The sequence below is a fragment of the Streptomyces sp. NPDC033229 genome (assembly GCF_055576875.1).
Genome location: NZ_JBVIQR010000009.1, coordinates 1 through 26,688 on the forward strand (window position 1 = coordinate 1; position 26,688 = coordinate 26,688).

Below are 26,688 nucleotides of genomic sequence, written 5' to 3' on the forward strand. Positions count from 1 at the left end.
CCCGCGGCGTCTGGTGCGTGCGATCGCAAGGCGGAGGGTCGCCCTCGTACCGGGCGTACTCGGGCGAGCCCGACAACGCAGCGAGCGTGCGTGCCTGGGGGTACCCCCAGCGGTAGCTGGGGGAGCGTCGCGGGCCAGGCGCGACTTTGCGGACACACCCTAGTCCTCGCCCTCCAGGTTGCCCTCGGTCTCCAGGAATGCCTGGCGCAGCCCCTCCAGCGTCTCCGCGTCCGGCTTGGCCCACATGCCGCGGCTCTCCGCCTCCAGGAGGCGCTCGGCGATGCCGTGCAGCGCCCAGGGGTTGGCGTCCTGGAGGAAGGCGCGGTTCTCCGCGTCGAGGACGTAGGTCTGGGCGAGCTTGTCGTACATCCAGTCGGGGACGACGCCGGTGGTGGCGTCGTAGCCGAACAGGTAGTCCACGGTGGCGGCGAGTTCGAAGGCGCCCTTGTAGCCGTGGCGGCGCATCGCCTCGATCCAGCGGGGGTTGACGACACGGGCGCGGAAGACGCGGGAGGTCTCCTCGACCAGGGTTCGGGTGCGGACCGTCTCCGGGCGGGTGGAGTCGCCGATGTACGCCTCCGGGGCCTTGCTCTTGAGTGCCTTCACCGTGGCGACCATGCCGCCGTGGTACTGGAAGTAGTCGTCGGAGTCGGCGATGTCGTGTTCGCGGGTGTCGGTGTTCTTCGCCGCGACCGCGATGCGCTTGTAGGCGGTCTCCATCTCCTCTCGGGCCGGGCGGCCCTCGAGCTCGCGGCCGTAGGCGTAGCCGCCCCAGACGGTGTAGACCTCGGCGAGGTCGGCGTCGGTGCGCCAGTCGCGGCTGTCGATGAGCTGGAGCAGGCCCGCGCCGTAGGTGCCGGGGCGGGAGCCGAAGATGCGGGTGGTGGCGCGGCGTTCGTCGCCGTGTTCGGCGAGGTCGGCCTGGGCGTGGGCGCGGACGTAGTTGTCGTCGGCGCTCTCGTCGAGGGCGGCGGCGAGCCGGACCGCGTCGTCGAGGAGGCCGATGACGTGCGGGAAGGCGTCGCGGAAGAAGCCGCTGATGCGCAGGGTGACGTCGATGCGGGGGCGGCCCAGCTCCGCCAGGGGGATCGGCTCCAGGCCGTTGACCCGGCGTGAGGCGTCGTCCCAGAGCGGGCGGACGCCCATCAGGGCGAGGGCCTCGGCGACGTCGTCGCCGGAGGTGCGCATCGCGCTCGTGCCCCACAGGGACAGGCCCACCGACTTCGGCCAGTCGCCGTGGTCCGTGCGGTAGCGCTCCAGGAGGGAGTCGGCGAGGGCCTGGCCGGTCTCCCAGGCGAGTCGGCTGGGGACGGCCTTGGGGTCGACGGAGTAGAAGTTGCGGCCCGTCGGGAGGACGTTGACGAGGCCGCGGAGGGGTGAGCCGGACGGGCCGGCCGGAACGAAGCCGCCGTTCAGGGCGTGCACCGCGTGGTCGATCTCGTCGGTGGTGGCGGCCAGGCGGGGTACGACCTCACGGGCGGCGAAGTCGAGGATCGCGGCGACCTGTTCGCCGTGCTCCCGAGCCACGGAAGCGACCGCGGCCGGGTCCCAGTCGGCGTCCTCCATCGCCTGGACGAGCGCGCGGGCCCGCTCCTCCGCCTCGTCGGCGGTGGTGCGGGTGGCGGCGGACTCGTCGAGGCCGAGGGCCTCGCGCAGGCCCGGCAGGGCCGCCGTGCCGCCCCAGATCTGGCGGGCGCGCAGGATCGACAGGACGAGGTTGACGCGTGCCTCGCCGACGGGCGCACCGCCGAGGACGTGCAGACCGTCACGGATCTGGGCGTCCTTGACCTCGCACAGCCAGCCGTCGACGTGGAGCAGGAAGTCGTCGAAGCCGTCGTCGTCCGGACGGTCGTCGAGGCCGAGGTCGTGGTCGAGCTTCGCGGCCTGGATGAGCGTCCAGATCTGGGCGCGGATGGCGGGCAGCTTGGCCGGGTCCATCGCGGAGATGGACGCGTACTCGTCGAGGAGCTGTTCCAGGCGGGCGATGTCGCCGTAGGACTCGGCGCGGGCCATCGGCGGCACGAGGTGGTCGACGAGGGTGGCGTGGGCGCGGCGCTTGGCCTGGGTGCCCTCGCCGGGGTCGTTGACGAGGAAGGGGTAGATCAGCGGCAGGTCGCCGAGGGCGGCGTCCGGGCCGCAGGCGGCGGACAGGCCGGCGTTCTTGCCGGGCAGCCACTCCAGGTTGCCGTGCTTGCCGAGGTGGACCATGGCGTCGGCGCCGAAGCCGCCGTCCGCCCGGGAGGCGGCGATCCAGCGGTAGGCGGCGAGGTAGTGGTGCGAGGGCGGCAGGTCGGGGTCGTGGTAGATCGCGATGGGGTTCTCGCCGAAGCCGCGCGGCGGCTGGATGAGGATGAGGAGGTTGCCGCGGCGCAGCGCCGCGAGGACGATGTCGCCCTCGGGGTTGGCGCTGCGGTCGACGAACATCTCGCCGGGCGCCGGGCCCCAGTGCTCCTCGACGGCCTCGCGCAGCTCGGCGGGCAACTCGGCGAACCAGCGCCGGTAGTCGGCGGCCGGGATACGGACGGGGTTGCGGGCGAGCTGCTCCTCGGTGAGCCACTCCTGGTCGTGGCCACCGGCCTCGATGAGGGCGTAGATCAGCTCGTCGCCGTCGCCGGACGCGAGGCCGGGGACCTCCTCCGAACCGAAGTCGTAGCCCTCCTCGCGCAGTCGGCGCAGCAGCGCCACGGCGCTGGCCGGGGTGTCGAGCCCGACGGCGTTGCCGATGCGGGAGTGCTTGGTGGGGTAGGCGGAGAGGACCAGCGCGAGGCGCTTGCCGGCCGCGGGGATGTGGCGCAGCCGGGCGTGGCGCACGGCGATGCCGGCGACGCGGGAGGCGCGCTCGGCGTCGGCCACGTACATCGGCAGCCCGTCCTCGTCGACCTCCTTGAAGGAGAACGGGACGGTGATGAGGCGGCCGTCGAACTCGGGGACGGCGACCTGGGTGGCGGCGTCGAGCGGCGAGAGGCCCTCGTCGTTCTCCTCCCAGGCGCTGCGGGGGCCGGTCAGACACAGGGCCTGGAGGATCGGTACGTCGAGCGCGGCGAGGGCGCCGGCGTCCCAGGACTCGTCGTCGCCGCCGGCGGAGGCGGCCGCGGGCTTGGTGCCGCCCGCGGCGAGGACGGTGGTGACGACGGCGTCGGCGCTGCCGAGAGCCTCGACGAGCGCGGGCTCGGGGGCGCGCAGCGAGGCGACGTACAGCGGCAGGGCGCGGCCGCCCGCGTCCTCGATCGCCCCGCACAGGGTCTCCACGAAGGCGGTGTTGCCGCTCATGTGGTGGGCGCGGTAGTAGAGCACCGCGATGAGCGGGCCGCTCGCGCCCGGCTTGGCGGTGCGCTCCAGCGGGCCCCAGGTGGGGGCGGGCGCGGGCGCCTCGAAGCCGTGTCCGGTGAGCAGCACCGTGTCGGAGAGGAAGCGCGCGAGCTGTTCGAGGTTGTCGGGGCCGCCGTGCGCGAGGTAGGCGTGGGCCTCGGCGGCGATGCCGATGGGGACGGTGGAGGCCTCCATCAGCTGGGCGTCGGGCGCCTGTTCGCCGGTGAGGACGACGACGGGGCGGTCCCCGGCGAGCAGCAGGTCGAGCCCCTCCTGCCAGGCGCGGATGCCGCCGAGGAGCCGCACGACGACGAGGTCGGTGCCCTCCAGCAGAGCCGGAAGCTCGTCGATCGCGAGGCGGGCGGGGTTGGCGAGGCGGTACGGGACCGGGCCCCCGGCAGCAGCAGCCGCGCGGGCGCTGAGCAGGTCGGTGTCGGACGTCGACAGGAGAAGGATCACGCGGCGCTCCCCAGGGCATCGAGGGTCGCCCGGGGTACGCCGGACCGGATGGTGCGCATGCGGCGGCTGGCCTTCCTCGGGGTCCGCGCCCCGGGCGGTTGGAGGACGGCGGGAGTTCCTGACTCGCCCGGCATCGCTGCCGGGCTCACAGTGGCGGGACCGTGCCGGAGTCTCACCGGCTTCCTCCCCTGACGCCGTCGCTGGCGTTTGGCGGACCAGAGGACGAATAAAGAGATTCTGGCCACCGGTGAGCATAGTAAGCGCTGGCCGTTCGGCACAGGACGGTGCACCCCGTGTGATCGTCGGTATGCTCGCCGCCATGCCCGTCACCCCCACATCCCCCCCGGAGCGGGATGAACCGGCCGCCGGCGGACGAACCGTCCGCGCGGGCGGCGACGCGTGCCCCGGAGCGCTGCGGCTGCACACCGCGGACGACGGTTCGCTGGCGCGCGTCCGGCTGCCCGCCGGGCTGTTGACGGCCCGTCAGGCGATGACATTGGCGCTGGTCACCGAGGAGCTGGGCGACGGGAATCTCGACATCACCTCGCGCGGCAACGTCCAGTTGCGCGGGCTGGCCGACGGCTGCGGCGGCGAACTGGCCGGGCGGTTGCGGGCGGCGGGGCTGCTGCCCTCGGACCGGTACGACCGGGTACGCAATGTGGCGGCCTCGCCGTTGTGCGGTCTGGACGGGGAGGCGGAACCCTCCCGCGCCGGGGCAACCGATGTGCAGGCCTGGGCGCGCGCCCTGGACGCACTCCTGTGCACCCCCGCGCTGCCCGGACCGCCGTCCGATGCGCCCGACCCTTCCGACGGCCTGGATTTGTCAGGTTTGTCGGGTCGTTTTCTCTTCGGCCTGGACGACGGCCGCGGCGACATCGTGGCCCTCGGCCCCGATGTGACATTGGTCGCAAGCGGCGTGGGGCAGGCCACCCTGTGCTTCGCCGCCACCGGTCCCGGCCTGCGGATCGCCGCCTGTGACGCGCCGCGCGCGGCCGCGCTGGCCGCGCGCGAGTTCCTCGCGGCGCTGGCCGACAGCGGCGCCAAGGCCTGGCGCGTCCGGGACCTGGCCCCCGAACGCCGCCCGCGCGTCGAAGCGTTGGCGGCCCGGCTCACGGCCGCGGGCATCGCCTGCGCCCCGCTGCCCCGGCCCCGGCTCCCGCACGGACCTCCGGTCGGGCCCGGCCTGGTCACCGGCCGGGACGGGCGGTGCGCCCTGTCGGTGACCGCGCCGCTCGGGCGGCTGACCGCCGCCCAGTGGCGGCTCGTGGCCACCACGGCCGCCCAGGACGGGGCGGGCGAGCTGCGTGTGACACCCTGGCGCGGCATCGTCGTCCCCGGCCTCCCGGCCGGTACGGCCCGCATCCGGCTGACGGCGCTCGCGGACGCGGGACTCGTCACCTCCACCACGTCCCCCTGGCACCGGGCGGGCGCGTGCGCCGGCCGGCCGGGCTGCGCCAAGTCCCTCGGTGACGTACGGGCGGACGCGGCGGCCTGCCTCCCGGGGCTGCCACCGGCGGGGCTCCCGGTGTACTGGTCCGGCTGCGAGCGGCGGTGCGGCCACCCGGGCGGGAGATGGGTCGACGTGCTCGCGACCGGTGACGGCTACCGGATCGCGGTGCGGGACGGGGAGACGGAAACGCATACGGAAACAGCCACAGCGGGGGGACTGGCCGACGCGGTCGCGGCGGCTCGTACCGTCGCGGACTGACCCTGCACGACACCACCAGGCGCAACCCAGCAAGCGAGGCACAGTGTTCGAGTACGAGAAGGACGGCGCGTCCATCTACCGCCAGTCCTTTGCCACCATCAGGGCCGAGGCCGACCTCGGCGGGCTGCCGCCGGACGTCAGCCAGGTCGCGGTGCGCATGATCCACGCCTGCGGGATGGTCGATCTCGTACGGGACCTCGCGTACTCCCCCGAGGTGGTGGCGCGGGCCCGCGAGGCGCTGCGCGCCGGGGCGCCGATCCTGTGCGACGCGAACATGGTCGCCAGTGGCGTGACCCGCAAGCGGCTGCCCGCGGACAACGAGGTGCTGTGCACCCTCGCCGACCCGTCGGTGCCGGAGCTGGCACGGCGGATGGGCACGACCCGCAGCGCGGCGGCGCTGGAGCTGTGGCGCGAGAAGCTGGACGGCGCGGTCGTCGCGGTCGGCAACGCGCCGACGGCGCTGTTCCGTCTGCTGGAGATGATTCAAGAAGGCGGGGCGGCGGCGCCGCGCCCGGCCGCGGTCATCGGCATACCGGTGGGCTTCATCGGTGCCGCCGAATCCAAGGACGCCCTGGCCGACAGCCCGCTGGGGCTCGACTATCTGGTGGTGCGGGGCCGTCGCGGCGGCAGCGCCATGGCAGCGGCGGCGATCAACGCGATAGCGAGCGAGGAAGAGTGAACGAGCAGCCTTCGACGACGGGCCGACTGTACGGAGTGGGCCTCGGCCCCGGCGATCCGTCGCTGATGACCGTGCGGGCCGTCGAGGTCATCACCGGGGCCGATGTCGTCGCGTACCACAGCGCCCGGCACGGCCGCAGCATCGCGCGCACCATCGCCGAACGCCATCTGCGCCCCGACCACATCGAGGAGCAGCTGGTCTACCCCGTCACCACGGAGACCACCGATCACCCCGGTGGCTACCGGGGCGCGATGGAGGAGTTCTACGAGGAGGCCGCGGCGCGGCTGGCCGTCCATCTGGACGCCGGGCGCACCGTCGCGGTGCTCGCGGAGGGCGACCCGCTCTTCTACAGCTCGTACATGCACATGCACAAGCGGCTCGCGGACCGCTACCCCACGGAGGTGATCCCCGGGGTCACGTCCGTCAGCGCGGCGGCGGCCCGGCTGGGTGAGCCGCTGGTGGAGGGCGAGGAGGTCCTGACGATCCTGCCGGGCACGCTGCCCGAGGAGGAGCTGACGGCCCGTCTGGCCTCGACCGACTCGGCCGTGGTGATGAAGCTCGGCCGGACGTTCCCCGCCGTGCGGGGCGCGCTGGAGCGCGCGGGCCGGCTCGCGGACGCGCGCTACGTCGAGCGCGCCACGATGCCCGGGGAGCGTACGGGCCTGCTGGCCGACGTGGACCCCGCGTCGGTGCCGTACTTCTCGGTGGCGGTGCTGCCGAGCCGCGTCGACGCTGCTCCGGCCGCCTCGGGCCGGGGCGAGGTCGTGGTCGTCGGGCTCGGCCCGGCCGGCCCGCTGTGGCTGACGCCGGAGGCGCGCGGCGAGCTGGCGGCGGCCGAGGACGTCGTCGGCTACAGCACGTACGTGAACCGGGTGCCCGTCCGGCCCGGCCAGCGGCGGCACCCGTCCGACAACAAGGTGGAATCCGAGCGCGCCGAGTTCGCCCTTGACCTCGCCCGGCAGGGGCGGCGGGTCGCCGTCGTCTCCTCCGGGGACCCGGGTGTCTTCGCGATGGCGACGGCCGTCCTGGAGGTCGCCTCCGAGGACCCCTACCGCGAGGTGCCCGTGCGGGTGCTGCCCGGCATGACGGCGGCCCACGCCGCCGCCTCCCGGGCGGGCGCGCCGCTCGGCCACGACTACGCGGTCGTGTCGCTGTCCGACCGGCTCAAGCCGTGGGAGGTCATCGCGGAGCGACTGCGGTCCGCCGCGGCGGCGGACCTGGTCCTCGCCCTGTACAACCCCGGCTCCCGCAGCCGCGTCTGGCAGGTCGGCAAGGCCCGCGACCTCCTCCTGGAGCACCGCCCGGCCGACACCCCGGTCGTCCTGGGCCGGGACGTGGGCGGCCCGGAGGAGAGCGTACGGATCGTCCGGCTCGGCGAACTGGACCCCGAACAGGTCGACATGCGCACGATCCTCATCGTGGGCTCCACGCAGACCCGCACGGTACGGCGTGGTCCCGGCGACGGCGAGGAGATCGTCTGGACGCCTCGGCGGTATCCGGAGGTGTGACCGGACGGGTCCGGCACCGGCTTCACGGCCGGCGCCGGGCCGGGCCGCCGGAGCGGGTCACTGGCCGAGGAAGGAAACCTGGCGGATGTATCGGCTCCCGCCTCCGCACCGGAGCGGACCGGCGGCACCGTCAGCCCGCGTGCGCGCGCAGCCAGCGCACCGCCCCCGCCGGGTCCGTGGCGACCGGTACACCCTCCGGGACCTCCGGGCGTCGGACGACCACCACCGGGATGCCCGCCTCGCGTGCGGCGACGAGCTTCGCGGCCGTCGCCGCCGCCCCGCTGTCCTTCGTGACCAGGACGTCGATGCCGTGGCGGCGCAACAGCTCCGCCTCGCCCTCCACCGTGAAGGGGCCCCGGGCCAGCAGCACCTCCATGCGTACCGGCATCGGCGGTTCCGGGGCGTCCACGGAGCGGACGAGGAACCACATATCCTCCAGGTGGGCAAAGGCCGCCAGGCCCATCCTCCCCGTGGTCAGGAACGCCCGCTTCCCGAGCGCGGGAAGGGTGTCCGCCGCCTCGGCCAGCGAGCCGACCGGGCGCCAGTCGTCGTCCGGCCCCGCGACCCAGCCGGGACGGCGGAGGGCCAGCAGGGGAACATGGACGTCCGCGGCGGCCCGTGCCGCGTTGCAACTGATCGTGCCGGCGAAAGGATGGGTGGCGTCGATGAGCGCGTCCACCTGCTGCTCGCGCAGCCACCGGGCCAGGCCCTCGGGCCCCCCGAAGCCCCCGATCCGCACCTGCCCCGCGGGCAGTCGCGGTGCGGCGACGCGCCCCGCCAGCGAGCTGGTGACGCGCAGCGCGGGATCGGCCGCCAGCTCGGCCGCGAGCCGTCGCGCCTCGGTGGTGCCGCCGAGGATCAGGACGTGGCATGGCCTGTGCACCGCCGGCCTCCCGGGTCGGGCCCGCGGGCGCGGGCCGGTGTGCCGGGCGCACGGCCCGGCCGGTGCCGCCGCGGCACCGAGTCGTCAGGTTAGCCGGACCTGCGGAGCCCCCCGTGACTGACGTCAAGGCCGAACCGACCCCGAGCGGGCGCGGTGCGCAACTCGCGCACACCGGACTCCGGCACGGCTGGACCACCGGTGCCTGCGCGACGGCGGCGACCACCGCCGCGTACACCGCGCTGCTCACCGGCGACTTCCCCGACCCCGTGGCGATCACCCTGCCGAAGGGGCAGACCCCCGCCTTCGCCCTCGCCGCCGAGGAACTGCGCGACGGCGGCCGGACGGCCATGGCGGCGATCGTCAAGGACGCGGGCGACGACCCGGACGTCACGCACGGGGCGTTGATCCGGGTCACGGTCCGGGCGCTGCCGCCCGGCTCCGGGGTGGTCTTCCGGGCGGGCCCCGGGGTGGGCACGGTCACCCGGCCGGGGTTGCCGCTGGCCGTCGGCGAACCGGCGGTCAACCCCGTCCCCCGGCAGATGATGCGCGATCACGTGGCCGAGGTCGCCGCCCGGCACGGGGGCGCCGGGGACGTGGAGATCGAGGTGTCGGTCGATCACGGCGAGGAGATCGCCCGCTCCACCTGGAACCCGCGCCTGGGCATCCTGGGCGGCATCTCCATCCTCGGCACCACGGGCATCGTCGTCCCCTACTCCTGCTCGGCCTGGATCGACAGCATCCGGCGCGGCGTGGACGTGGCCCGGGCGGCGGGGCGCACGCATGTGGCGGGCTGTACGGGCTCGACGTCGGAGAAGGTCGCGGTCGCCGTGCACGGGCTGCCCGAGGACGCCCTGCTGGACATGGGCGACTTCGCGGGGGCGGTCCTGAAGTACGTCCGCCGTCACCCGGTCGACCGGCTCACCGTCGCGGGCGGCTTCGCGAAGCTGTCCAAGCTCGCCGCGGGCCATCTCGATCTGCACTCGGCCCGCTCGCAGGTGGACAAGGGCTTCCTCGCCGAGCTGGCCCGCCGGGGCGGCGCGGACACGGAGCTGGCAGCCGCGGTCGCCGCCGCCAACACCGGTCTGGAAGCCCTGACCCTGTGCGCGGCCCGCGGTGTCCCCCTCGGCGACCTCGTCGCCGCGACCGCCCGCGACGAGGCCCTGGCGGTGCTGCGCGGGGCGCCCGTCACGGTCGATGTCATCTGCATCGACCGCGCGGGCACGATCGTCGGCCGGGCGGAGCCGCGCGGTCCGGCCGGGCGCTGACCCCGGACGTGCGCACGGTAGGGTCACGGCGAAGATCACCAAGGGGGATTCCGCACATGCACCGCCGCCTCACCACGAGCAGATGGGCCCTGCCGATACTCGTCGGCGCGCTGGTGGCCACGTCCGGTTGCGGCAGCGGTTCCGCCGGCACGGCCCCCGCGGCCGGGCCCGGCGAGCGGACCGCCGCGCCGGCGGACAAGCCCGCCGCCCCGGCTCCGACGAAGCCGGCGAACGTCGCCGCGCTCAAGCGCCTGCTGCTGATCACCGACGATCTCGGCAGCGACTACACCGCGCAACCCCCGAAGGACGACGCGAAGGACGACGAGGCGGTGAGCGGCTGCCCGGCGATGGAGCGGCTCGCCGCCAGAATGCCCGCACTGCAGACGGTGAACCAGGCGGAGGTCCGGTTCATGTACGGCAGCTCCGGCTCGATCCTCGGGGAAGAGCTCGACAGCGACTCCCCCGCGAAGTTGTCCGCCACGCTGCGGGAGATTCGGGACACCTACCGGGCCTGCCCCTCCTACACCGTGACGTCGGGTACCACACCGGTCCCGATCACGATGGCCGAAGCCGTCGTACCCGATCTGGGTGACGAGCGGTACGCCTTCACCTCGACGTTCGTCGGCCCCGGGGGCGCGTCGGAGGTCAAGCAGGTCGCCGTCCGCAAGGGCAACATCACCCTCTTTCTGAGCGGCTCCCCCGGGCTCGTCGACAAGCACCTGAAGAAGGCGTACGAGAAGTTCACCGCCGGCTGAGTCAGCCCGCGCAACGGTCGCGCGGTCGGGGCGTGGGCGTGGCCCGGGGACCCCGACCGGGTCCCTCGGTCCAGCGGGCGGCGTCCGGTGCGTGCGATCGCAAGGCGGAGGGTCGCCCTCGTACCGGTCGTACTCGGGCGAGCCCGACAACGCGGCGAGCTCCCCCAGCTACCGCCGGGAGGTGCCCCCGGTGCCGGGCGTCGGGAGCCCGCGAAGCACTGGCCTGACGACTGCGAGCGGCACATCTTCGTCCGGGCGCTCCACTCACCGACGGCTCATCGCGGGTACGGAGTCGGGCGCGAGGACCCGCAGCGCGCGCACGACCGTGCGGTCCCCCGAGCCGGACGCCGCCGGTCAGCTGCCGCCGGCACCATCACCCTGTCGAAAATGGGTCTCCGGCATCCGGTTGTCGTGCTTCAACGGTTCCTTCGTGCCCAGGCGGGCCCAGACCAAGAACGTCCCCAGGCCCACAGCCAGCAGACCGACCGGAATGAGTATCGCGAGAGCCCACTCGGGCATGCCGCCCCCCTTAGCAACTTCCGACCTGCCAAGCGCCGTACCACCACGGTAGAGCCCACCACTGACAACGAAGCCCAGGAAGACGAACGGCTCCTCATTCCTGCCCGCCCTGCCCCGCTACACCACCCGGACGACGCCAAGGGCGGCTCCTCCTCGGAAGAGCAGCCGCCCCCGGTGCCCCCGCCCCGGCGCCCGGGCCGGGCCCGGTGACCAAGGCCAAGGACACCGTCAACTCCGCCGCCCAGTCAGTCACCTCCGGCGCCGGTGCCACCGCCGACTCGGCCCTGAAGTAGCACCACCGCCTCTCCCCGTCGATGCCGCGCAGCGGCGGGGAGAGCATCGGCGAACGGCGACGCGGCGGTCGTCGCGCCGGCCCCGGGCACGCATGTCCCCATCTACGCCGCGGGGGCGAGTTCGGCGCGGCCGAACAGCAGGGCGTAGCCGGTGGGAAGCCGACCCAGGATGCGGGTGATGAGGTCGGGGCCGGCGTAGGCGGCGACGGCGGAGAAGACGGATCCGGTGTCCCAGCGGGTGGTGGCCAGAGAAGCGCCGGTGCGGGCGGCGAGGTCCTTGACGAAGGCCCAGCCGGTCAGGGGCTGGGTGTCGGGGATCTGCGCGGTCAGCACGCGTGCGGCCTCCAAGGGCAGGCAGGCGGCGAGTTCGACGCGTTCATCGCCGGTCAGCTGGCGTCCGAGCCCCGCGAGGACCAGGCGGACGGCTTCGTCGGCCTTCTCGCGGGTGGGGTAGGCGCCGTCGTAGCGGATCTTCTCCAGCATCTGCTCATACGCCGTCCTGTACGGCTGCCGGTGCTCAAGCGGTATGCGGGCATCGGAGATCACTGCAATGCATGCCTTTCGTGGAGCTGGGACGGGTGGGGTGGTGCCGGGGTGCGGCACCACCCGTCATGGTCAGGTGGGCTGGGGGCGGCCGAAGAGGAGGTCGTAGCCGGCGGGGAGCTGCAGCAGGATCCGCCCCAGCAGGTCATCTCCGGCGGCGTCGGCGACGGTGGACAGCACGGCGCTGACGTCCCAGGCCGCGGTCACCTCGGTGGCGCCCTCGATCCAGGCGGCGGTCGCCCGGACGAACCGCTCCGGGGGTAGCGGTTCGGCGCTCTGCAGCGGGTTGAGCAGGATCAGGGCGAAGCCCTCCGGCAGGCGCGCCGCGAGCTGGGCGCGGACTTCGCCGACCAGGTGCGCGCCGAGCAGGGCGAGCACCACGCGGGCCGCGCGCTCTGCTTCCTCCGCAGTGCCGTATTCGCCGCGTTCCTTCACGTGGTCGAGGAACGCTTCGTATCGCAGAGTCATCTTGCCGCCGCCCCTTCTTCTTCGGACTGCCGAGGGGGTGCGGAGGGCGGGGTGAGGGGGAGATCAGGTGCCTGTCCACCCTCCGCATCGGTCCGGCCGGTGTCAGCCGGAGATCTCCTGGCGGCCGGAGCCGACGCCGATGGAGACCTTGCGGGGCTTGGCGCGCTCGGCGATCGGGATGCGCAGGGTGAGCACGCCCGCGTCGTAGTCGGCCTTGATGTGCTCGGTGTCGAGGGTGTCGGCGAGCACGAGCTGGCGGGAGAAGACGCCCAGCGGCCGCTCGGACAGTTCCATCTGCACGTCGTCGGCCTTCGTCACCGGTCGGCGCTCGGCCTTGACGGTGAGCATGTTCCGCTCGACGTCGATGTCGATCGCGTCCGCGGTGACACCGGGAAGGTCGAAGGCCACCACGTACTCGTCGCCCTCGCGGTAGGCGTCCATCGGCATCGCCGACGGCCTCGTCCAGGTACCCGGGCCCATCAGCTGCTGCGTCAGCCGGTCCAGCTCACGGAAGGGGTCAGTGCGCATCAACATCGTGAAAGCACCTCCAGCAGGTTCAGGCAGTTGCTGCCAATGCGCTCACTGACACCGTTGTAACATGTCATCCAATGGATGACAAGCATGATGTCGTCAAAGTGATGACAGCTCGAGGGAGGTGTCCGTGACCGCAGCCGACCAGCCGGCCACGACCAGCATGAACGCCCACGGCCCGGCGTCGTTCCTCGCCGCCGCGGCGGCCCTGAACGCCATAGACGACGCCCTGCGCGACGCCCAGCGAGACCCTCCGGACATGCCCGACGGTCCCGGTCCCGGGCCGGAGCAGGCGCTGGCCTCCCTGATGCTGTTGCGGCAGGTGCGCGAGCAGCTCGCCGGCTGGGAGACCGGCCTGATCGAAACCGCCCGCGACGCGGGCGCCAGCTGGGCCGACCTCGCCCACACCCTCGGCGTCGCCAGCCGCCAGGCAGCCGAACGCCGCTATCTACGCGGCCGCCCCGGCCCCGCCGGGACCACCGGCGAGCAGCGCGTGACGGCCACCCGCCAGGCCCGGGCCGCCGAACGCACCACCGCCGCCTGGGCCCGCGCCAACGCCGCCGACCTGCGTCGCGTCGCGGGCCAGATCACCGCCCTCACCGACCTGCCCGCCGCCGCCCGCCGCCCGCTCGACAAGCTCCACGCGGCCCTCGCCCACGACGACCCCGCCGACCTCCTCGCCCCCCTGGCCGCCGCCCGCCCCTACCTGGCCACCGCCCACCCCGACCTCGCCGCCCGCCTCGACACCCTCACACCCCCCTGAACCACCGTTGTCCCAAGGCAGTGGCACGCCCGAGCTGTTCAGCCGGCGGCAGAACACCTGCCCGACCGGGCTCGACGATCGCTACAGTCCTGCCTCATGACGACGGTTACCACGCGGACGGTCGAGTACCCGGCCGACGGCCTCACGATGATCGGGCACCTCGCGCTCCCGGCCGGTGTCGACCGACGGCCCGCGGTGCTGCTCGGACCAGAGGGCATGGGGCTCAGCGACGTCGAGCGCCGCCGGGCCGATGCGCTCGCCGAGCTGGGATACATAGCGCTGGCCTTCGACCTTCATGGCGGGCGCTACTTGGGTGACCCCGAGGAGATGCTGGCCCGTTGCATGCCGTTGCTCGCCGACCCCGACCGGATGCGGGGCATCGGCCACGCGGCGCTCGATGTGTTGCGCGCCGAACCGCGGACCGACCCTGACCGGATCGCCGCCGTCGGCTACGGCACCGGGGGCGCCATCGGGCTGGAACTCGGGCGCGACGGCGTCAGCCTGCGCGCGATCGGGACAGTCAACGCAACTACCACGGGCCGACCGGGCGAGGCGGCGCGCATCCGCTGCCCGGTGTGGGCCGGGGTCGGATCGGAAGACCCGATCATGCCGCCCGCGCAACGGGACGCGTTCGCCGCCGAGATGCAGGCCGCGGGCGTCGACTGGCGCCTCGTGGTCTACGGCGGCGCCTTGCACGCCTTCCACCACCCGCCGGTCGACCACCCCGTGGTCCCCGGCGTCGGTTACCACCCACGGCACGCGCAGCGAGCCTGGCGCGACGTCGTCGACCTGCTCGCCGAGTGCCTGCCCTTGACGGAGGAACAGACCAGTCCAAGCTCGGCCGCCCGCTGACCAGCGCTGACCGATACCACGGCAGGTTTCTGGCGTTTGCCGTCCCCCACCGTCCGTCGATCCGGCCACGATGGCCCGAAGACACGACGGCTTTCAGCGCGGAGTCACCCAGCCGGGCGCCCAGGTGCCGGCGGCGTCGTGGCCGACCGCTGTGGCGGACGAGGACCGACGCACACACCGGGCGGCACGTCAGTCCTCGTCCGCACTGGACAAAGCTTCGGTGACCATGCGGGTGGCGAAGTCGGGGTCGTCGGTGACGCGGTTGATGTGCTCCGCGAGCAGGAAGACGGTGGCTTCCAGGGCATTCATCTCGCCCTCATTCCAGTCCCCGTACTGCTTGCGCCACAGGCTGGGACTCAGACCGGTGCCCGCGGCGACAACCAGGCCGACCATCGTGGGGATGGTCTCGGGGCGGACACTCTTGGGCATCCTCCGCAGGGTGGCCACGAGAGGGGGTACCACGTACTCGATGACGTCCTTGCCGTGGTCCTCGTGGGTCGTTCGCAGCCATTCCATGAATATGAAGACGAGGGTGCACGTGCCGTCCAGTACGTCATCGGCTCCCCCGGGGCCCAGGGACGCGATGTACTGGTCGGTCAGCTTCTGCTGTTCGGGGTCGATCTCGGTCTTGCCGGCATGGATGCTCTTGAGCCGGGAGTCGACCACCATGAGCGCCGCGCCCACATCACCAGCGGGAGCGTACTGAGGATCACAGGGCGATGACACAGGATTCCTCCTCGGGCGACCGCGGCAGCGTGCTTGTACCCTAGACCGCCGATGAGGTGGGGGCCGGCGAACCCATGACATCACCCGGTCTTCGCGGGCCCGTGACCTGTTGTCGTGGGAATATTCGTCCCCCTCCACCCCTGAAAGGCTTCTCGACTCCCTGTGCGCATGACCTCCCCCGAACCCCTGCTCCTGGCGGCTGTCCGCAACGGCGACACCAAAGCCGTGGCCGCCCTGCTCCGGGAGGAGTACGGCACCACCCACGCGCGCGGCCCGCACGTCGCAGCCGCCCTGCGCCTGGCCACGGACGCCCTCGACCACCGGGTCCTCGATGCCCTGCTGAAGCTGGCCGATCTCGACGCGCTGGACCTGGACGGCGTCGACGCCAACGGCCGCACGCCCCTGCTGCGCGCCGTCGACCGCGGCGCCCACGACATCGCCACCGCCCTGCACTTCGCCGGGGCCGACCCCCGCGTCACGGACCGCGAGGGTCGCGACGCGCTCGCACTGGCCCGCCACTGGCACACGACCGGCATTGGAGCGGGGGCCCACCGGCGGACCGTGCGCGACGGCAACGGCGAGATCTGCCGCGAGCTGGTGATCGGCGAGCAGACCGTCCGCGACGGCCACACCGCGATCCTCACCCACCTGGAATCGTGTTGCGAAATCGCCACGCCCTTCGCCGAACTGCTGGACCGGGCCATGGCCGAGCCCGAGGTCGACCACCCGGTGTGGGGAGCGGCCGTTGTCGCGGCCGCCGGACGCAAGGGCCCGGCACTGCCGCCCGTCTGGGACGCCGCAGCCGCTCTTCGCCACCACCCCGATCCGCTGGCACGCTACTTCGGCGCGGACGTGCTGCGCTGCGTCAACCTCTATGACGAGAGCGGCGAGGACGAGGAGTCCCCCTTCGACACCCCGCTCGTCGACCTCTTCCTCCCCTGGGCGGAGCAGGAGGAGGACCCCCGCGTCATGCGGCCCCTGACAGCCGGACTGGCCGGAGCCTTGGATCCCCGCGCCGAGAGGCCGCTGTCGGCCCTCACCCGTCACCCCGACGCGCAGGTCCGGTCCTCGGCGGTCGGCGGCCTGCACTGGCAGGTCCAGCAGGCGAACGCCGACGCCTTGGCCGCCGTCCTCGCCCGCACCCGGGACACCGACGCCCGGGTCCGGGAAAGCGCCTGCCGGGTCCTCCTCCGGGCCCCGGCCGACGACCCGGCCCCTTGCGACGCCCTGGCCGCCTGCCTCTCCGACCCTGAGGAGGCCGTACGGGTCACCGCCGCGGTGCAGCTGGCCCTGCGCGACGACCACCGCGGTGACGCACTGCTGGACGCCCTCGGCGACACCGTCGACCAGATGTCGCCGTACTACTGGCCGCTGCACGATGTATGGCGGCACCGCCAGGACCGGTGAGCCGGGACCAGCGAGGAAGCCGCCAAGGGAGGGCGCCGAACGGCACATGAGCCGAGGGCTTCCTCCGGCCGGGCAAGGACGGGCGACAGGCCGGAGAGGTGGCCGGAGAGAACGACTTCATGCTCAACGCGTCTGTCGCCGCCTCGCGCACGCTGTGGTCGTACCAGTCCCACGACAGCCCTGCCGAGTGCTTCGGCCGGACGCGGCCGTTCCTGTTCCCTCCCGACAGGAACGCGGGTCCGGCCCACCACGGCCACCGGCCCCGGGCATTGTCAGTGGCGGCTGAAAGGATCAGCGGATGACGAACTCTGCTGCCATCACCGCCTACTGGGACGCCGCCGCCCCGGACTTCGACGACGAGCCGGACCACGGCCTCAAGGCCGCGGACACCCGCGCCGCGTGGGCCGACCTGCTGTCCGCCTGGCTGCCGTCCGCCCCGGCCGACGTGCTGGACGTCGGCTGTGGCACCGGGTCGCTCTCCGAGCTGATCGCCGAAGCCGGGCACCGGGTGACGGGGGTGGACCTGGCGCCGCGGATGGTCGAGCAGGCCCGGGCCAAGCTGACGGCCGCCGGCCTTCAGGGCCGGTTCCTCGTCGGCGATGCCGCCGTGCCGCCCACCGGACAGGCGAAGTTCGACGTCCTGCTCTCCCGCCATCTGGTGTGGACCCTGCCCGACCCGCACGCCGCCTTGACCGAGTGGACCGGCCGCATCCGCCCCGGCGGCCTCCTGGTCCTCGTCGAGGGCCGCTGGCGTGAGGCCGGGCAGAGCGGAGTGCCGTACGTCGCCGGTGCCGAGGCCCTGCCCTGGCACCGGGGCATTGCCGCCGAAGAACTGGCGGAGGCAGTGCGCCCCCTTGTCAGCGACCTGCGCATCGAACCTCTCACCGCCGATGCCGTTCTGTGGGGCGGCCCGGTGACCGACGAACGCTACGCCCTGATCGCACGGATCTGACCCTCCGCCGGTTGCCTCTGCGGATCAGCCCGCGCAGCGGTCCCGCGTCGTCGAGTACAGGTGGCTGTCCGGGAACTGCTCCGCGCCCAGGGTGCGGCCCACGACGATGACCGCCGTCCGGACCACGCCCGCCGCCTTCACCTGGTCGGCGATGTCGGCGAGGGTGCCGCGCAGGACGAGTTCGTCGGGGCGGCTGGCCATGGCGACGACGGCGGCGGGGCAGTCGGGGCCGTAGTGCGGGAGCAGTTCGGCGACGACGCGGTCGGCGTAGCGGGCCGCGAGGTGCAGGACGATGAGGGCGCCGCTGCGGCCGAGGGTGGCGAGGTCCTCGCCGGGGGGCATCGGGGTGGCCTGCTGGGCGATGCGGGTGAGGATGACGGTCTGGCCGACGGTCGGCACGGTCAGCTCACGGCCGAGGGCCGCCGCGGCGGCGGCGAAGGCGGGGACACCGGGGACGATCTCGTACGGGATCCCGGCCGCGTCGAGGCGGCGCATCTGTTCCGCGACGGCGCTGAAGACGGCCGGGTCGCCGGAGTGCAGCCGGGCGACGTCGAGACCCGCCTCGTGGGCGGCGACGAACTCGGCGGTGATCTGGTCCAGGTTGAGCTGTGCGGTGTCGACGAGACGGGCGTCCGGCGGGCACTCGGCGAGGAGTTCGCGGGGGACGAGGCTGCCGGCGTAGAGACAGACCCCGCACCGGGCCAGCGTCCGCGCGCCGCGCACCGTGATGAGGTCGGCGGCGCCGGGGCCGGCGCCGATGAAGTACACGGTCATGCGTCGGTTTCTCCTTCTGTGACCACGGATTCCGCGGGTTTGACCACGGACCACTGGGTGACCGGCATGGCCTGCCGCCAGCCGGTGAAGCCGCCGACGGGCACGGCGTGCGCGACGGAGAGACGGGTCAGTTCGCCGCCGTGGCGGCGGTATTGGTCGGTGAGCAGCGCCTCGGACTCGAGGGTGACCGTGTTGGCGACGAGCCTGCCGCCGGCGGGGAGCGCGTCCCAGCACGCGGCGAGCAGGCCGGGGGCGGTGAGCCCGCCGCCGATGAACACGGCGTCGGGGGTGGGCAGTCCGACGAGCGCGGCGGGGGCGGCGCCGGTGACGACCCGCAGTGCGGGCACACCGAGGGTCTCGGCGTTGCGGGCGACGCGCGCGGCCCGTACGGGGTCGCGTTCGACGGTGACGGCGCGGCAGGAGCGGTGGGCGCGCATCCATTCGATGCCGATGGAGCCGGAGCCGCCGCCGATGTCCCAGAGCAGCTCGCCGGGGGCGGGGGCGAGCGCGGCGAGGGAAGCCGCCCGCACATGACGCTTCGTCAACTGCCCGTCGTGCTCGAAGGCCTCGTCCGGCAGTCCGGGCGTGAGCGGCAGCCGGAGGGCGTCGTCGGCACGCCGGCAGTCGACGGCGATGACGTTCAGCGCGTCGCCGGGGGCGTGCCGCCAGTCGTCGGCTGTGCCCTCGACGCGGCGCTCGGAGGCGCCGCCGAGCTGTTCCAGCACGGTCAGCGGGCTCGGTCCGAAGCCGCGGTCGCGCAGCAGGGCGGCGACCTCGGCGGGGGTGTCCGCGCCGGCGCTGAGCACCAGCAGCCGACGGCCGGGGTGCAGGGCGGCGGACAGCGCGCCGAGCGGGCGGCCGACGAGGCTGCGCACCTCGATGTCGTCGAGCGGCCAGCCGAGCCGGGCGCAGGCGTACGACACGGAGGAGGGGTGGGGCAGGACCCGCAGCCCGTCGGCGGTGCCGAGGGCGTCCACGAGCGTGCGGCCGATGCCGAAGAACATGGGGTCGCCGCTGGCGAGTACGCACACCCGGCGTCCGGCGTGCGCGGCCAGCAGTTCGGGGACGGCCGGGCGCAGCGGCGAGGGCCAGGCGACGCGCTCGCCCGCGCAGTCGGGGGGCAGCAGATCGAGCTGGCGGGGGCCGCCGACGATCACCTCGGCCCGGCGCAGGGCCTCCTGGGAGCCGGGGGCGAGGCCCGGCCAGCCGTCGGCGCCGATGCCTACGACCGTCACGGGGGCTTGGCTCACGTGGGCGCACCTCGGGATTCGCGGTGTACAGGGGCATCGGAACTCTACTGACCTGCGACGACGGCACCACGACCGGGACCTCGCTCACCTCCAGTTGCATAGAATGCGCAATTACATACTCAAGGCAGGAGGTCCGCTCGTGAGGCGTTCACCGGTGGTGCTGGGGATCGAGTCGTCCTGCGACGAGACCGGCGCCGGTCTCGTCCGGGACGGGAAGCTGCTGGGTCACGCGGTGGCCTCCAGCATGGACGAGCACGCGCGCTTCGGCGGCGTCGTGCCGGAGATCGCGGCCCGCGCGCATGTGCACGCGGCGGCGCCCGTCGTCCGTGCCGCGCTGGCCGACGCGGGCCTGACGACGCGCGACATCGGGGCGGTCGCCGTGACGACCGGCCCCGGCCTGTCGGGCGCGCTCCAGGTCGGTGTCGCCGCGGCGAAGGGCTTCGCCTACTCGCTGGGCGTGCCGCTGTACGGGGTGCACCACCTCGCCGGGCACGTGGCCGCCGACACCCTGGAGCACGGGCCGCTGCCGAACCCGTCCATGGTGCTGATCGTCTCCGGCGGGCACACCTCGCTGCTGCTCGTGCGGGATCTGGCGCGCGACCCGATCGTCCACCTCGGCGACACCCTGGACGACGCGGCGGGCGAGTGCTTCGACAAGGTGGCCCGGGTTCTCGGTCTGCCCTACCCCGGTGGTCCCGCCGTCGACCGGGCGGCCCGCGAGGGCGATCCGCGCGCGGTGGCGTTCCCCCGGCCGCTGACCGGGCCGCGCGACGATCCGTACGCCTTCTCCTTCTCCGGTCTGAAGACGGCCGCCGCCCGCTGGGCGGAGCGGCACCGGCAGGCCGGGCGGCCGGTGCCCGTCGCGGACGGCGCCGCGTCCCTCCAGGAGGCCGTGGCCGACGTCCTGACCCGCAAGGCCGTCGCGGCGTGCGTCGAGCACGGCGTGGGCACCCTCGTCGTGGTCGGCGGGGTGGCCGCCAACTCCCGGGTGCGGGCCCTGGCCCAGGACCGCTGCGCGGCGGCGGGCGTCGAGCTGCGGGTGCCGCCGTTGCGGCTGTGCACCGACAACGGCGCGATGATCGCGGCTGTCGGCGATCTGCTGGTGCTCGCGGGGGCGGCGCCCGCGCCGCTGGAGGTGTCCATCGACCCGTCGGCGCCCCTGGAGTACGCGGCGCTCCACCCGGTGGCCGACGCCGCCTGAGCCGTGTCCGGGGCGGCTCACGTGCGGGCCGCGCGGGCCCGCGTCGCCCGTACCACCGCTGCGCGGCGGTTGTCCTCAAACGCCGGACGGGCTGGCTTGGCTGAGCTGTCCCCATCAGCCCGGCCAAATCAAGCCCGTCCGGCGCTTGAGGACGCGCCCGCAGGGCGCTCGCCGCCAGGCGGCAACGGACGGCCCGCAGCCGCAGAGACCGCCGGCCAGGCGAGAGGCGGCAAAGCCGGCCCGCGGCCTACGAACCGCGGTACGACCGGGCTCGGTGCGCGATGTTGCGGGCCATGCCGCCGAACACGATCGCGTGGAACGGGGCCACGGACCACCAGTAGGCGTGGCCGGCCAGCCCGTGCGGGCGGAACAGCGCCCGCTGGCGGTACGTCGCGCGGGACGCCCCGTCGGGGGTGACGGTCAGCTCCAGCCAGGCCCGGCCGGGCAGCCGCATCTCGGCGCGCAGCCGCAGCAGCCGGCCCGGTTCGATCTCCTCGACGCGCCAGAAGTCGAGGGAGTCGCCGACGCGCAGCGCGTGCGGGTCCCGTCGGCCGCGCCGCAGGCCGACGCCGCCGACGAGGCGGTCGAGGAGGCCGCGCAGGGACCAGGCGAGGGGGAAGGAGTACCAGCCGTTCTCCCCGCCGATGCCCTCGACGACCCGCCAGAGGGCCTTCGGCCCGGCGTCGACGGACACCTCCCGGCGGTCCTCGTAGAGGCTGCCGCCCGACCAGTCGGGGTCGGAGGGCAGCGGGTCGCTGGGGGCGCCGGGCAGGGACGCGGAGGACCAGCGGGTGGCGACGTCGGCGTCCCGGACGCGTGCGAGGGCCAGGCGCACGGCCTCGTCGAAGCCGATCAGGCCCTCGGGCGGGTCCGGTGCGTAGCGTGCGATGTCGTGCTCGCGGCAGACCACCTCGTAGCGCAGGGACTCCACCAGGGGACGCGCGATGCCGCTGGGGACGGGGGTGACCAGGCCGACCCAGAGGCTGGACAGGCCGGGGGTGAGCACCGGCACGGGCAGGACGAGCCGCCGGGGGAGCCGGGCGACGGCAGCGTAGCGGTCCATCATCCGGCGGTAGGTGAGGACGTCGGGGCCGCCGATGTCGAAGCTGCGGCTGACGTCGTCGGGCAGCCATGCCGCCGCCAGCAGGCAGCGCAGCACGTCGCGGACGGCGATGGGCTGGATGCGGGTGTTCACCCAGCTCGGGGTGACCATCACCGGGAGCCGCTCGGTGAGGTACCGGAGCATCTCGAAGGAGGCCGAACCGGATCCGATGATCACCGCGGCGCGCAACTGTGCCGTGGGGACCCCGCTGTCGAGGAGGATCCGTCCGACCTCGGCGCGGGAGCGCAGGTGGGGTGAGAGCAGCCGTTCGGGCACCTGGCGGGGGGAGAGTCCGCCGAGGTAGACGATGCGTCGCACCCCGGCGGCCTTCGCGGCGCGCCCGACGGCGAGCGCCGCCCGCCGGTCGGTCTCCTCGAAGTCCGCGCCGGTGCCCAGCGCGTGCACGAGGTAGTAGAGGACGTCCACGTCGGCGAAGGCGTCGGGGAGGGTGTCCGGGCGGGTCACATCGGCCTTGACGGTCTCGACCCGGCCGGCCCAGGGCTGGTCGCGCAGCCTTCGCGGGTCGCGCGCCAGGCAGCGCACCCGGTAGCCGGCGTCGAGCAGTCCGGGGACGAGCCGCCCCCCGATGTAGCCCGTGGCCCCTGCGACGAGGGCGCGGGGCGCCGGCTTCTCCGTGCTCCCCCGGTCGCCCCGGATCCGGTCCTGGTCGTTCCCTGTGGTGCCCATGGGGTCCACGGTCTCCCGCCCGGCGCACCTCGCGCCAGGCGGGGCTGGTCCTTTAGGGGGTGCGGCGGCTCCCGTACGGGTGCCGCCGCGGCGTCCGTCACCAGTTGGCGGGGGCGTAGTCCTTGAGGAAGCAGCCGTAGAGGTCCTCGCCCTGCTCGCCGCGGACGATCGGGTCGTAGACCCGGGCCGCGCCGTCGACGAGGTCGAGGGGGGCGTGGAAGCCCTCCTCGGCGAGGCGCACCTTGTCGGGGTGCGGGCGCTCGTCGGTGATCCAGCCGGTGTCGACGGCGGTCATCAGGATGCCGTCGGCCTCCAGCATCTCCTGGGCGCTGGTGCGGGTGAGCATGTTCAGGGCGGCCTTGGCCATGTTGGTGTGCGGGTGGCCGGCGCCCTTGTAGCCGCGGCTGAACACGCCCTCCATGGCGGAGACGTTCACCACGTACTTACGGCGGGCGGCGGACGCGGCCATGGCCGGGCGCAGTCGGCTGACCAGCACGAACGGGGCGGTCACATTGCACAGCTGCACTTCGAGGAGCTCGACGGGGTCGACCTCGCTCACCGTCTGGACCCAGGTGTTCGTGGCGTCCAGGTCGGGTACGAGCCCGCCCGCGTCGATCGCGGTGCCCGCCTCGACCCGGGCCAGGGAGGCGGAGCCGCTGGTCAGGGCCAGGTCGGTGAGGGCCTGGGGGGTCAGCTCGTCGTGCCGGCTGCCGGCCGGGGCGGGCAGGGCGGCCTGGGCGCCGCTGCCGAAGGCACCGAAGACGACCGAGGCGGGCAGTTCGCCGGCGGGCAGCGGCGCGGCCTCGGCGCTGACCAGCTCGCGGTAGGCGGAGGGGCTGCGGCGCACGGTCTGGGCCGCGTTGTTGATCAGGATGTCCAGCGGGCCCTCGGCGGCGACGGAGTCGGCCAGGGCGACGACCTGGGCGGGGTCGCGCAGGTCGATGCCGACGATCTTGAGGCGGTGCAGCCAGTCCGCGCTGTCCGGCATGGCCTTGAAGCGCCGGATGGCGTCGTTGGGGAAGCGTGTGGTGATGGTGGTGTGCGCACCGTCGCGCAGCAGCCGCAGCGCGATGTACATGCCGATCTTCGCCCGGCCGCCGGTGAGCAGCGCGCGCTTGCCGGTCAGGTCCGTGCGGGCGTCCCGGCGGGCGCGGTTCTCCGCGGCGCAGGGCTGGCACAGCTGGTGGTAGAAGGCGTCGACCTCGGTGTACCGGGTCTTGCAGATGTAGCAGGAGCGGGGGCGCTCCAGGATGCCGACGATCTGGGCGCTGGACGTGGCGGCCAGGGGTATGCCGCGCGTCTCGTCGTCGATGCGGTCGGCGGCACCGGTGGCGGTGGCCTCGGTCACGGCCCGGTCGTTCGCGGTCTTGGCCGCGCGGCGCTCCTGGCGGCGGCGCTGCTTGACGGTCCGGTAGATGCCCGCGGTGGCCCGTCGGATCTCGATCGCGTCGGGGTGGTCGACCGGCAGTGCGTCGAGCTCCTCGAGCACGCTCAGGCACATCGCCATGCGCTCCGGATCGATACCGGATTCACCGGACTGGCGACCCGCACCGTCGCGGCTTTCTTCTGTGACCGTCATCGGCGCTGTCGTTTCCCAGTTCGTCTGATCAATTGAAGCTTCGAAGAACTGTACGTAGACAGGGGCGGCGACGCCAAACGCGCACCTTAGAGCATGGCTCCGGCGGAGCGGCAGGGGGGTGCGCCCAAAGGGTCGGCCCCCACTGCTGGTGACACAGGTCACAGATCCACGCGGGGCAGAGAAGGATCAATGATCATCCCGGGGGCGCCGCCCCGGGGCGAGGGAATACCGGCGGGACGCCGAGGAATAAGGCGGAACGACGCGGAAAGCGCGCCGCGACAACGGCGGAACAGCGAGGGAATGCGAAGAAATGCCGCACCCTCGCATTTCATACGACTTATTGGCCTTTCCGGGTTAATCCTGCCCCCAGGAACCCAAATTGGCTCAACTGCGCCCATTCCGGCGGTAACAATTGCCGCTCAACGCCCCTTAGAAAGGTTTAGTCATGTCGCGTATCGCCAAGGCAGCCATCCTGACCGTCGCCGCCGGCACCGCCCTCTCGGGTGCGGCGGGCATCGCCGTCGCCGACTCCGGCGCCAAGGGTGCGGCCGTGGGTTCGCCCGGCATCATCTCCGGCAACGTCATTCAGGTGCCGCTGCACATCCCGATCAACCTCTGCGGCAACACCATTGACATCGTCGGTCTGCTGAACCCGACCTTCGGCAACACCTGCGTCAACGCCGATGGCGACCACGGGGACCACAAGGGTCACGACGGGCACAACGGCCACGACGGGCACAACGGCCGCCACTGAGCCCTGATCTAAGACGCGGGCAGCAGACCGCGTCCGTGCAGCCCGCGTGGGGCAGGGAGCCACAGTCAGCCGCCGGAGCCCTTACTCGCGCGTCCGTGGCGTCCACCATGTTCTTCATGGTGGACGCCACTGCCATGTCCGGACGCCACCGCGCGTCCGGACGTCACCACGTCTCCGGATGCCGCCGTCCGGCGGACGGCCGGTGCCCGGCGGGTCTTTTCAGTCCACGGGCACGCGCCGCCCGGGCGAGCCGTCGGGCGGCTCCTCGCGGTGCGGCTCCCGTTCGCCGTGGTCGGTGAGGGGGTCATGGGGATGCTGGGCGCCGGGGAGATCCGGCACCTCGACGGTCGGGGGCAGGTCGGGGGTCAGATGCGTATGGCGTGACGTCATGATGATGCGCCTTGCCTGTCGTTGTAGGGGGAAGGAGTCGTCGGAGGGGGAGGAATCGTCGGAGGAGTCGTCGGTGGATCGGGCGATCAGACGGCGACGGCCTCGGCCGCCGGGTGCTGCGCCACGCGCGACCGCGCGGCACGCAGGGCGGTGCCTATGTCGCGGGTGCCGGTGGTGACGCACAAGGTGTAGGCGGTGTCCTGGAGCTGCCGGTAGACCTGGGCACGGACGACCCGCTCGCCCGCGACGGCCCGCAGCCTTTCGTACCGGTCGAGCAGGTCACGCAGAACCGCCGGGTGAGCCATCAGCATGAGGGGGATCCCTTCGGGCGGTGGACGGGACGGGCCCGTGACGGCCGGGTGACACCGACGGCCGGGTGACTACCGGGCGACCGCCGGCGCGGACCTCACACCGGCGCGAGCAGTTGCTCGCGCAGCCGGGCGCAGGTACGGCTGAGGATGCGGGAGATCTGCATCTGGGAGACGCCCAGCCGCGCGCCGATCTGCTTCTGGGTGAGGCCCGCGAAGAAGCGCCAGTACAGGACGGTCTTCTCCCGTTCGGGCAGCGCGTCCAGCAGGGGCCTGAGCGACTGGCGGTCGATGACCAGGTCCAGGGTGCGGTCGGCACGGCCGAGGGTGTCGGCGAGCGGCAGCTCCCCCAGCCCGACCGACGGCTGGTCCAGCGACAGCGTGCGGTGCACACCGTCGGCATCGAGGCCGCGTCGCACCTCCTCCTCCGTCAGCCCGGCCTCCACGGCCAGCTCGGCGAGGGTGAACCGGCCCCCGGCACCGCGCTGTTCCAGCCGCCCTTGGGCGGAGCGGACGGCGGAGCGGAGTTCCTGGTCCCTGCGCGGGATGCGCAGGGACCACACATGGTCACGGACGTGCCGTTTGAGTTCGCCGTTGATGGTGGGGACGGCAAAGGACTCAAACGCGAACCCCAGCTCCGGATCGAACCGGTCCACGGCGTTGACCAGCGCCAGGGCCGCCACCTGTCGGAGGTCCGCCGGACTCTCCCCGCTGGCGCGGAACCGCCGGCTGATGCGCTCGGCCATCGGCAGCCACGCGGCGATCACGTCCTGCCGCAGCCGGTCACGCTCGGGCCCGTCGGGAAGGGCGGCCATCCGCAGGAAGAGGGCTGCTGTGTCGGGTGCGTCGCGCCCACACCGGGGGGACGTCGTCTCGGCCATGGTCACAGTGATCCCCTCGCTCGTGCGACAGGAGTGCCGGCCGGAACGCCGTCCGCCCGGCCGCCACCCTCGCGTACCCGTGAACGGATCGGCGCCGGGGCCGGGGCGGCCGGAGTCGGCCACGGCTCTCAGCATGCCGCGC

At 73.5% G+C, this 26,688-nt stretch carries 25 protein-coding genes and 1 riboswitch; of the genes, 11 read left to right on the forward strand and 14 right to left on the reverse strand.

The annotated features are described in order from the left end of the window. Window positions 1-159: 159 nt before the first annotated feature. Window positions 160-3,768, reverse strand: coding sequence for a cobaltochelatase subunit CobN (gene cobN / locus ACZ53N_RS10615; protein ID WP_469140532.1), 3,609 nt, complete (start codon window positions 3,766-3,768; stop codon window positions 160-162). Between the two features lie 90 nt (window positions 3,769-3,858). After that, window positions 3,859-4,003, reverse strand: a riboswitch (cobalamin riboswitch). 72 nt (window positions 4,004-4,075) lie between these two features. On the opposite strand from cobN, the gene ACZ53N_RS10620 reads away from it, so the two are divergent. Genes ACZ53N_RS10620 through ACZ53N_RS10630 form a run of 3 tightly spaced genes read left to right on the forward strand, consistent with a single transcriptional unit; the run spans window position 4,076 to window position 7,663 of the window. Next, the gene (locus ACZ53N_RS10620) at window positions 4,076-5,476 is read left to right on the forward strand and encodes a cobalamin biosynthesis protein CobG (RefSeq protein WP_469140682.1); all 1,401 of its coding nucleotides are present in this window, start codon (window positions 4,076-4,078) and stop codon (window positions 5,474-5,476) included. Between the two features lie 43 nt (window positions 5,477-5,519). Then, complete coding sequence (locus ACZ53N_RS10625) at window positions 5,520-6,155, forward strand: precorrin-8X methylmutase (protein WP_469140533.1); 636 nt, start codon at window positions 5,520-5,522, stop codon at window positions 6,153-6,155. Next, entirely contained in the window at window positions 6,152-7,663 is a 1,512-nt protein-coding gene (locus tag ACZ53N_RS10630; protein WP_469140534.1) for a precorrin-2 C(20)-methyltransferase, read from the forward strand. The genes ACZ53N_RS10625 and ACZ53N_RS10630 overlap by 4 nt, the downstream gene beginning before the upstream one ends. Before the next feature lie 130 nt (window positions 7,664-7,793). On the opposite strand, the gene ACZ53N_RS10635 is transcribed toward ACZ53N_RS10630, so the two are convergent. Further along, the gene (locus tag ACZ53N_RS10635) at window positions 7,794-8,546 is read right to left on the reverse strand and encodes a cobalt-precorrin-6A reductase (protein WP_469140535.1); all 753 of its coding nucleotides are present in this window, start codon (window positions 8,544-8,546) and stop codon (window positions 7,794-7,796) included. Window positions 8,547-8,659: 113 nt separating this feature from the next. Between ACZ53N_RS10635 and ACZ53N_RS10640 the strand changes: the two genes are divergently transcribed. Together ACZ53N_RS10640 and ACZ53N_RS10645 are read left to right on the forward strand one after the other, a co-directional pair. Continuing rightward, complete coding sequence (locus ACZ53N_RS10640) at window positions 8,660-9,811, forward strand: cobalt-precorrin-5B (C(1))-methyltransferase (protein WP_469140536.1); 1,152 nt, start codon at window positions 8,660-8,662, stop codon at window positions 9,809-9,811. A gap of 56 nt (window positions 9,812-9,867) precedes the next feature. Further along, on the forward strand, window positions 9,868-10,566 hold the full coding sequence (locus ACZ53N_RS10645) for a hypothetical protein (protein WP_469140537.1): 699 nt from the start codon (window positions 9,868-9,870) through the stop codon (window positions 10,564-10,566). Window positions 10,567-10,920: 354 nt separating this feature from the next. Here the strand turns inward: ACZ53N_RS10645 and ACZ53N_RS10650 are convergent, their stop codons facing one another. The 4 genes from ACZ53N_RS10650 to ACZ53N_RS10665 all read right to left on the reverse strand — a co-directional run bounded on the left by ACZ53N_RS10650 (window position 10,921) and on the right by ACZ53N_RS10665 (window position 12,923). Continuing rightward, entirely contained in the window at window positions 10,921-11,085 is a 165-nt protein-coding gene (locus ACZ53N_RS10650; RefSeq protein WP_469140538.1) for a hypothetical protein, read from the reverse strand. Window positions 11,086-11,480: 395 nt separating this feature from the next. Continuing rightward, the gene (locus ACZ53N_RS10655; RefSeq protein WP_469140539.1) at window positions 11,481-11,924 is read right to left on the reverse strand and encodes a DUF2267 domain-containing protein; all 444 of its coding nucleotides are present in this window, start codon (window positions 11,922-11,924) and stop codon (window positions 11,481-11,483) included. A gap of 69 nt (window positions 11,925-11,993) precedes the next feature. Continuing rightward, window positions 11,994-12,389 (reverse strand): DUF2267 domain-containing protein, encoded by a 396-nt coding sequence (locus tag ACZ53N_RS10660; protein ID WP_469140540.1) that lies wholly within the window; start codon window positions 12,387-12,389, stop codon window positions 11,994-11,996. A gap of 102 nt (window positions 12,390-12,491) precedes the next feature. Further along, complete coding sequence (locus tag ACZ53N_RS10665; RefSeq protein WP_469140541.1) at window positions 12,492-12,923, reverse strand: Hsp20/alpha crystallin family protein; 432 nt, start codon at window positions 12,921-12,923, stop codon at window positions 12,492-12,494. 127 nt (window positions 12,924-13,050) lie between these two features. Between ACZ53N_RS10665 and ACZ53N_RS10670 the strand changes: the two genes are divergently transcribed. Together ACZ53N_RS10670 and ACZ53N_RS10675 are read left to right on the forward strand one after the other, a co-directional pair. Then, window positions 13,051-13,683 (forward strand): type III effector protein, encoded by a 633-nt coding sequence (locus ACZ53N_RS10670; protein ID WP_469140542.1) that lies wholly within the window; start codon window positions 13,051-13,053, stop codon window positions 13,681-13,683. Between the two features lie 96 nt (window positions 13,684-13,779). Further along, a complete protein-coding gene (locus ACZ53N_RS10675; RefSeq protein WP_469140543.1) occupies window positions 13,780-14,535 on the forward strand; it encodes a dienelactone hydrolase family protein in 756 nt (251 codons plus the stop codon). Window positions 14,536-14,724: 189 nt separating this feature from the next. On the opposite strand, the gene ACZ53N_RS10680 is transcribed toward ACZ53N_RS10675, so the two are convergent. Then, the gene (locus ACZ53N_RS10680) at window positions 14,725-15,261 is read right to left on the reverse strand and encodes a hypothetical protein (RefSeq protein WP_469140544.1); all 537 of its coding nucleotides are present in this window, start codon (window positions 15,259-15,261) and stop codon (window positions 14,725-14,727) included. A 168-nt stretch (window positions 15,262-15,429) separates the two neighbouring features. Here ACZ53N_RS10680 and ACZ53N_RS10685 point away from each other — a divergent pair, with 168 nt between their 5' ends. After that, window positions 15,430-16,668, forward strand: a complete 1,239-nt coding sequence (locus ACZ53N_RS10685; protein ID WP_469140545.1) for a hypothetical protein — start codon at window positions 15,430-15,432, stop codon at window positions 16,666-16,668. Between the two features lie 298 nt (window positions 16,669-16,966). Next, complete coding sequence (locus ACZ53N_RS10690) at window positions 16,967-17,620, forward strand: class I SAM-dependent methyltransferase (protein ID WP_469140546.1); 654 nt, start codon at window positions 16,967-16,969, stop codon at window positions 17,618-17,620. A 24-nt stretch (window positions 17,621-17,644) separates the two neighbouring features. Here ACZ53N_RS10690 and cobM read toward each other — a convergent pair whose 3' ends face one another. Then, window positions 17,645-18,394, reverse strand: coding sequence for a precorrin-4 C(11)-methyltransferase (gene cobM, locus ACZ53N_RS10695; protein ID WP_469140547.1), 750 nt, complete (start codon window positions 18,392-18,394; stop codon window positions 17,645-17,647). After that, entirely contained in the window at window positions 18,391-19,644 is a 1,254-nt protein-coding gene (cbiE, locus tag ACZ53N_RS10700; RefSeq protein WP_469140548.1) for a precorrin-6y C5,15-methyltransferase (decarboxylating) subunit CbiE, read from the reverse strand. The genes cobM and cbiE overlap by 4 nt, the downstream gene beginning before the upstream one ends. A 139-nt stretch (window positions 19,645-19,783) precedes the next feature. On the opposite strand from cbiE, the gene tsaD reads away from it, so the two are divergent. Next, window positions 19,784-20,845: a tRNA (adenosine(37)-N6)-threonylcarbamoyltransferase complex transferase subunit TsaD gene (tsaD, locus tag ACZ53N_RS10705; RefSeq protein WP_469140549.1), complete on the forward strand. Its 1,062-nt coding sequence runs from the start codon at window positions 19,784-19,786 to the stop codon at window positions 20,843-20,845. A 247-nt stretch (window positions 20,846-21,092) separates the two neighbouring features. On the opposite strand, the gene ACZ53N_RS10710 is transcribed toward tsaD, so the two are convergent. Further along, window positions 21,093-22,634, reverse strand: coding sequence for an SDR family oxidoreductase (locus ACZ53N_RS10710; protein WP_469140550.1), 1,542 nt, complete (start codon window positions 22,632-22,634; stop codon window positions 21,093-21,095). Window positions 22,635-22,731: 97 nt separating this feature from the next. Next, window positions 22,732-24,213: an SDR family NAD(P)-dependent oxidoreductase gene (locus tag ACZ53N_RS10715; protein WP_469140551.1), complete on the reverse strand. Its 1,482-nt coding sequence runs from the start codon at window positions 24,211-24,213 to the stop codon at window positions 22,732-22,734. 445 nt (window positions 24,214-24,658) lie between these two features. On the opposite strand from ACZ53N_RS10715, the gene ACZ53N_RS10720 reads away from it, so the two are divergent. Then, window positions 24,659-24,967 (forward strand): chaplin, encoded by a 309-nt coding sequence (locus ACZ53N_RS10720; RefSeq protein WP_469140552.1) that lies wholly within the window; start codon window positions 24,659-24,661, stop codon window positions 24,965-24,967. Window positions 24,968-25,186: 219 nt separating this feature from the next. On the opposite strand, the gene ACZ53N_RS10725 is transcribed toward ACZ53N_RS10720, so the two are convergent. The 3 genes from ACZ53N_RS10725 to ACZ53N_RS10735 form a co-directional block, all read right to left on the reverse strand. Then, window positions 25,187-25,357, reverse strand: coding sequence for a hypothetical protein (locus ACZ53N_RS10725; RefSeq protein WP_469140553.1), 171 nt, complete (start codon window positions 25,355-25,357; stop codon window positions 25,187-25,189). A gap of 86 nt (window positions 25,358-25,443) precedes the next feature. Continuing rightward, window positions 25,444-25,668, reverse strand: coding sequence for a DUF5133 domain-containing protein (locus tag ACZ53N_RS10730; protein ID WP_469140554.1), 225 nt, complete (start codon window positions 25,666-25,668; stop codon window positions 25,444-25,446). Window positions 25,669-25,763: 95 nt separating this feature from the next. Continuing rightward, window positions 25,764-26,546 (reverse strand): sigma-70 family RNA polymerase sigma factor, encoded by a 783-nt coding sequence (locus tag ACZ53N_RS10735; RefSeq protein ID WP_469140555.1) that lies wholly within the window; start codon window positions 26,544-26,546, stop codon window positions 25,764-25,766. Window positions 26,547-26,688 lie beyond the last annotated feature (142 nt).

Excerpts from the sequence above, each read along its gene's own strand:
- ACZ53N_RS10620 (WP_469140682.1), top strand. The coding sequence starts at position 4,076 with ATGCTCGCCGCCATGCCCGTCACCCCCACATCCCCCCCGGAGCGGGAT.
- ACZ53N_RS10645 (WP_469140537.1), top strand. The coding sequence starts at position 9,868 with ATGCACCGCCGCCTCACCACGAGCAGATGGGCCCTGCCGATACTCGTC.
- ACZ53N_RS10650 (WP_469140538.1), bottom strand. The coding sequence starts at position 11,085 with ATGCCCGAGTGGGCTCTCGCGATACTCATTCCGGTCGGTCTGCTGGCT.
- ACZ53N_RS10660 (WP_469140540.1), bottom strand. The coding sequence starts at position 12,389 with ATGACTCTGCGATACGAAGCGTTCCTCGACCACGTGAAGGAACGCGGC.
- ACZ53N_RS10665 (WP_469140541.1), bottom strand. The coding sequence starts at position 12,923 with ATGTTGATGCGCACTGACCCCTTCCGTGAGCTGGACCGGCTGACGCAG.
- ACZ53N_RS10675 (WP_469140543.1), top strand. The coding sequence starts at position 13,780 with ATGACGACGGTTACCACGCGGACGGTCGAGTACCCGGCCGACGGCCTC.
- ACZ53N_RS10685 (WP_469140545.1), top strand. The coding sequence starts at position 15,430 with ATGACCTCCCCCGAACCCCTGCTCCTGGCGGCTGTCCGCAACGGCGAC.
- ACZ53N_RS10690 (WP_469140546.1), top strand. The coding sequence starts at position 16,967 with ATGACGAACTCTGCTGCCATCACCGCCTACTGGGACGCCGCCGCCCCG.
- cobM (WP_469140547.1), bottom strand. The coding sequence starts at position 18,394 with ATGACCGTGTACTTCATCGGCGCCGGCCCCGGCGCCGCCGACCTCATC.
- ACZ53N_RS10710 (WP_469140550.1), bottom strand. The coding sequence starts at position 22,634 with ATGGGCACCACAGGGAACGACCAGGACCGGATCCGGGGCGACCGGGGG.
- ACZ53N_RS10715 (WP_469140551.1), bottom strand. The coding sequence starts at position 24,213 with ATGACGGTCACAGAAGAAAGCCGCGACGGTGCGGGTCGCCAGTCCGGT.
- ACZ53N_RS10720 (WP_469140552.1), top strand. The coding sequence starts at position 24,659 with ATGTCGCGTATCGCCAAGGCAGCCATCCTGACCGTCGCCGCCGGCACC.
- ACZ53N_RS10725 (WP_469140553.1), bottom strand. The coding sequence starts at position 25,357 with ATGACGTCACGCCATACGCATCTGACCCCCGACCTGCCCCCGACCGTC.
- ACZ53N_RS10730 (WP_469140554.1), bottom strand. The coding sequence starts at position 25,668 with ATGCTGATGGCTCACCCGGCGGTTCTGCGTGACCTGCTCGACCGGTAC.
- ACZ53N_RS10735 (WP_469140555.1), bottom strand. The coding sequence starts at position 26,546 with ATGGCCGAGACGACGTCCCCCCGGTGTGGGCGCGACGCACCCGACACA.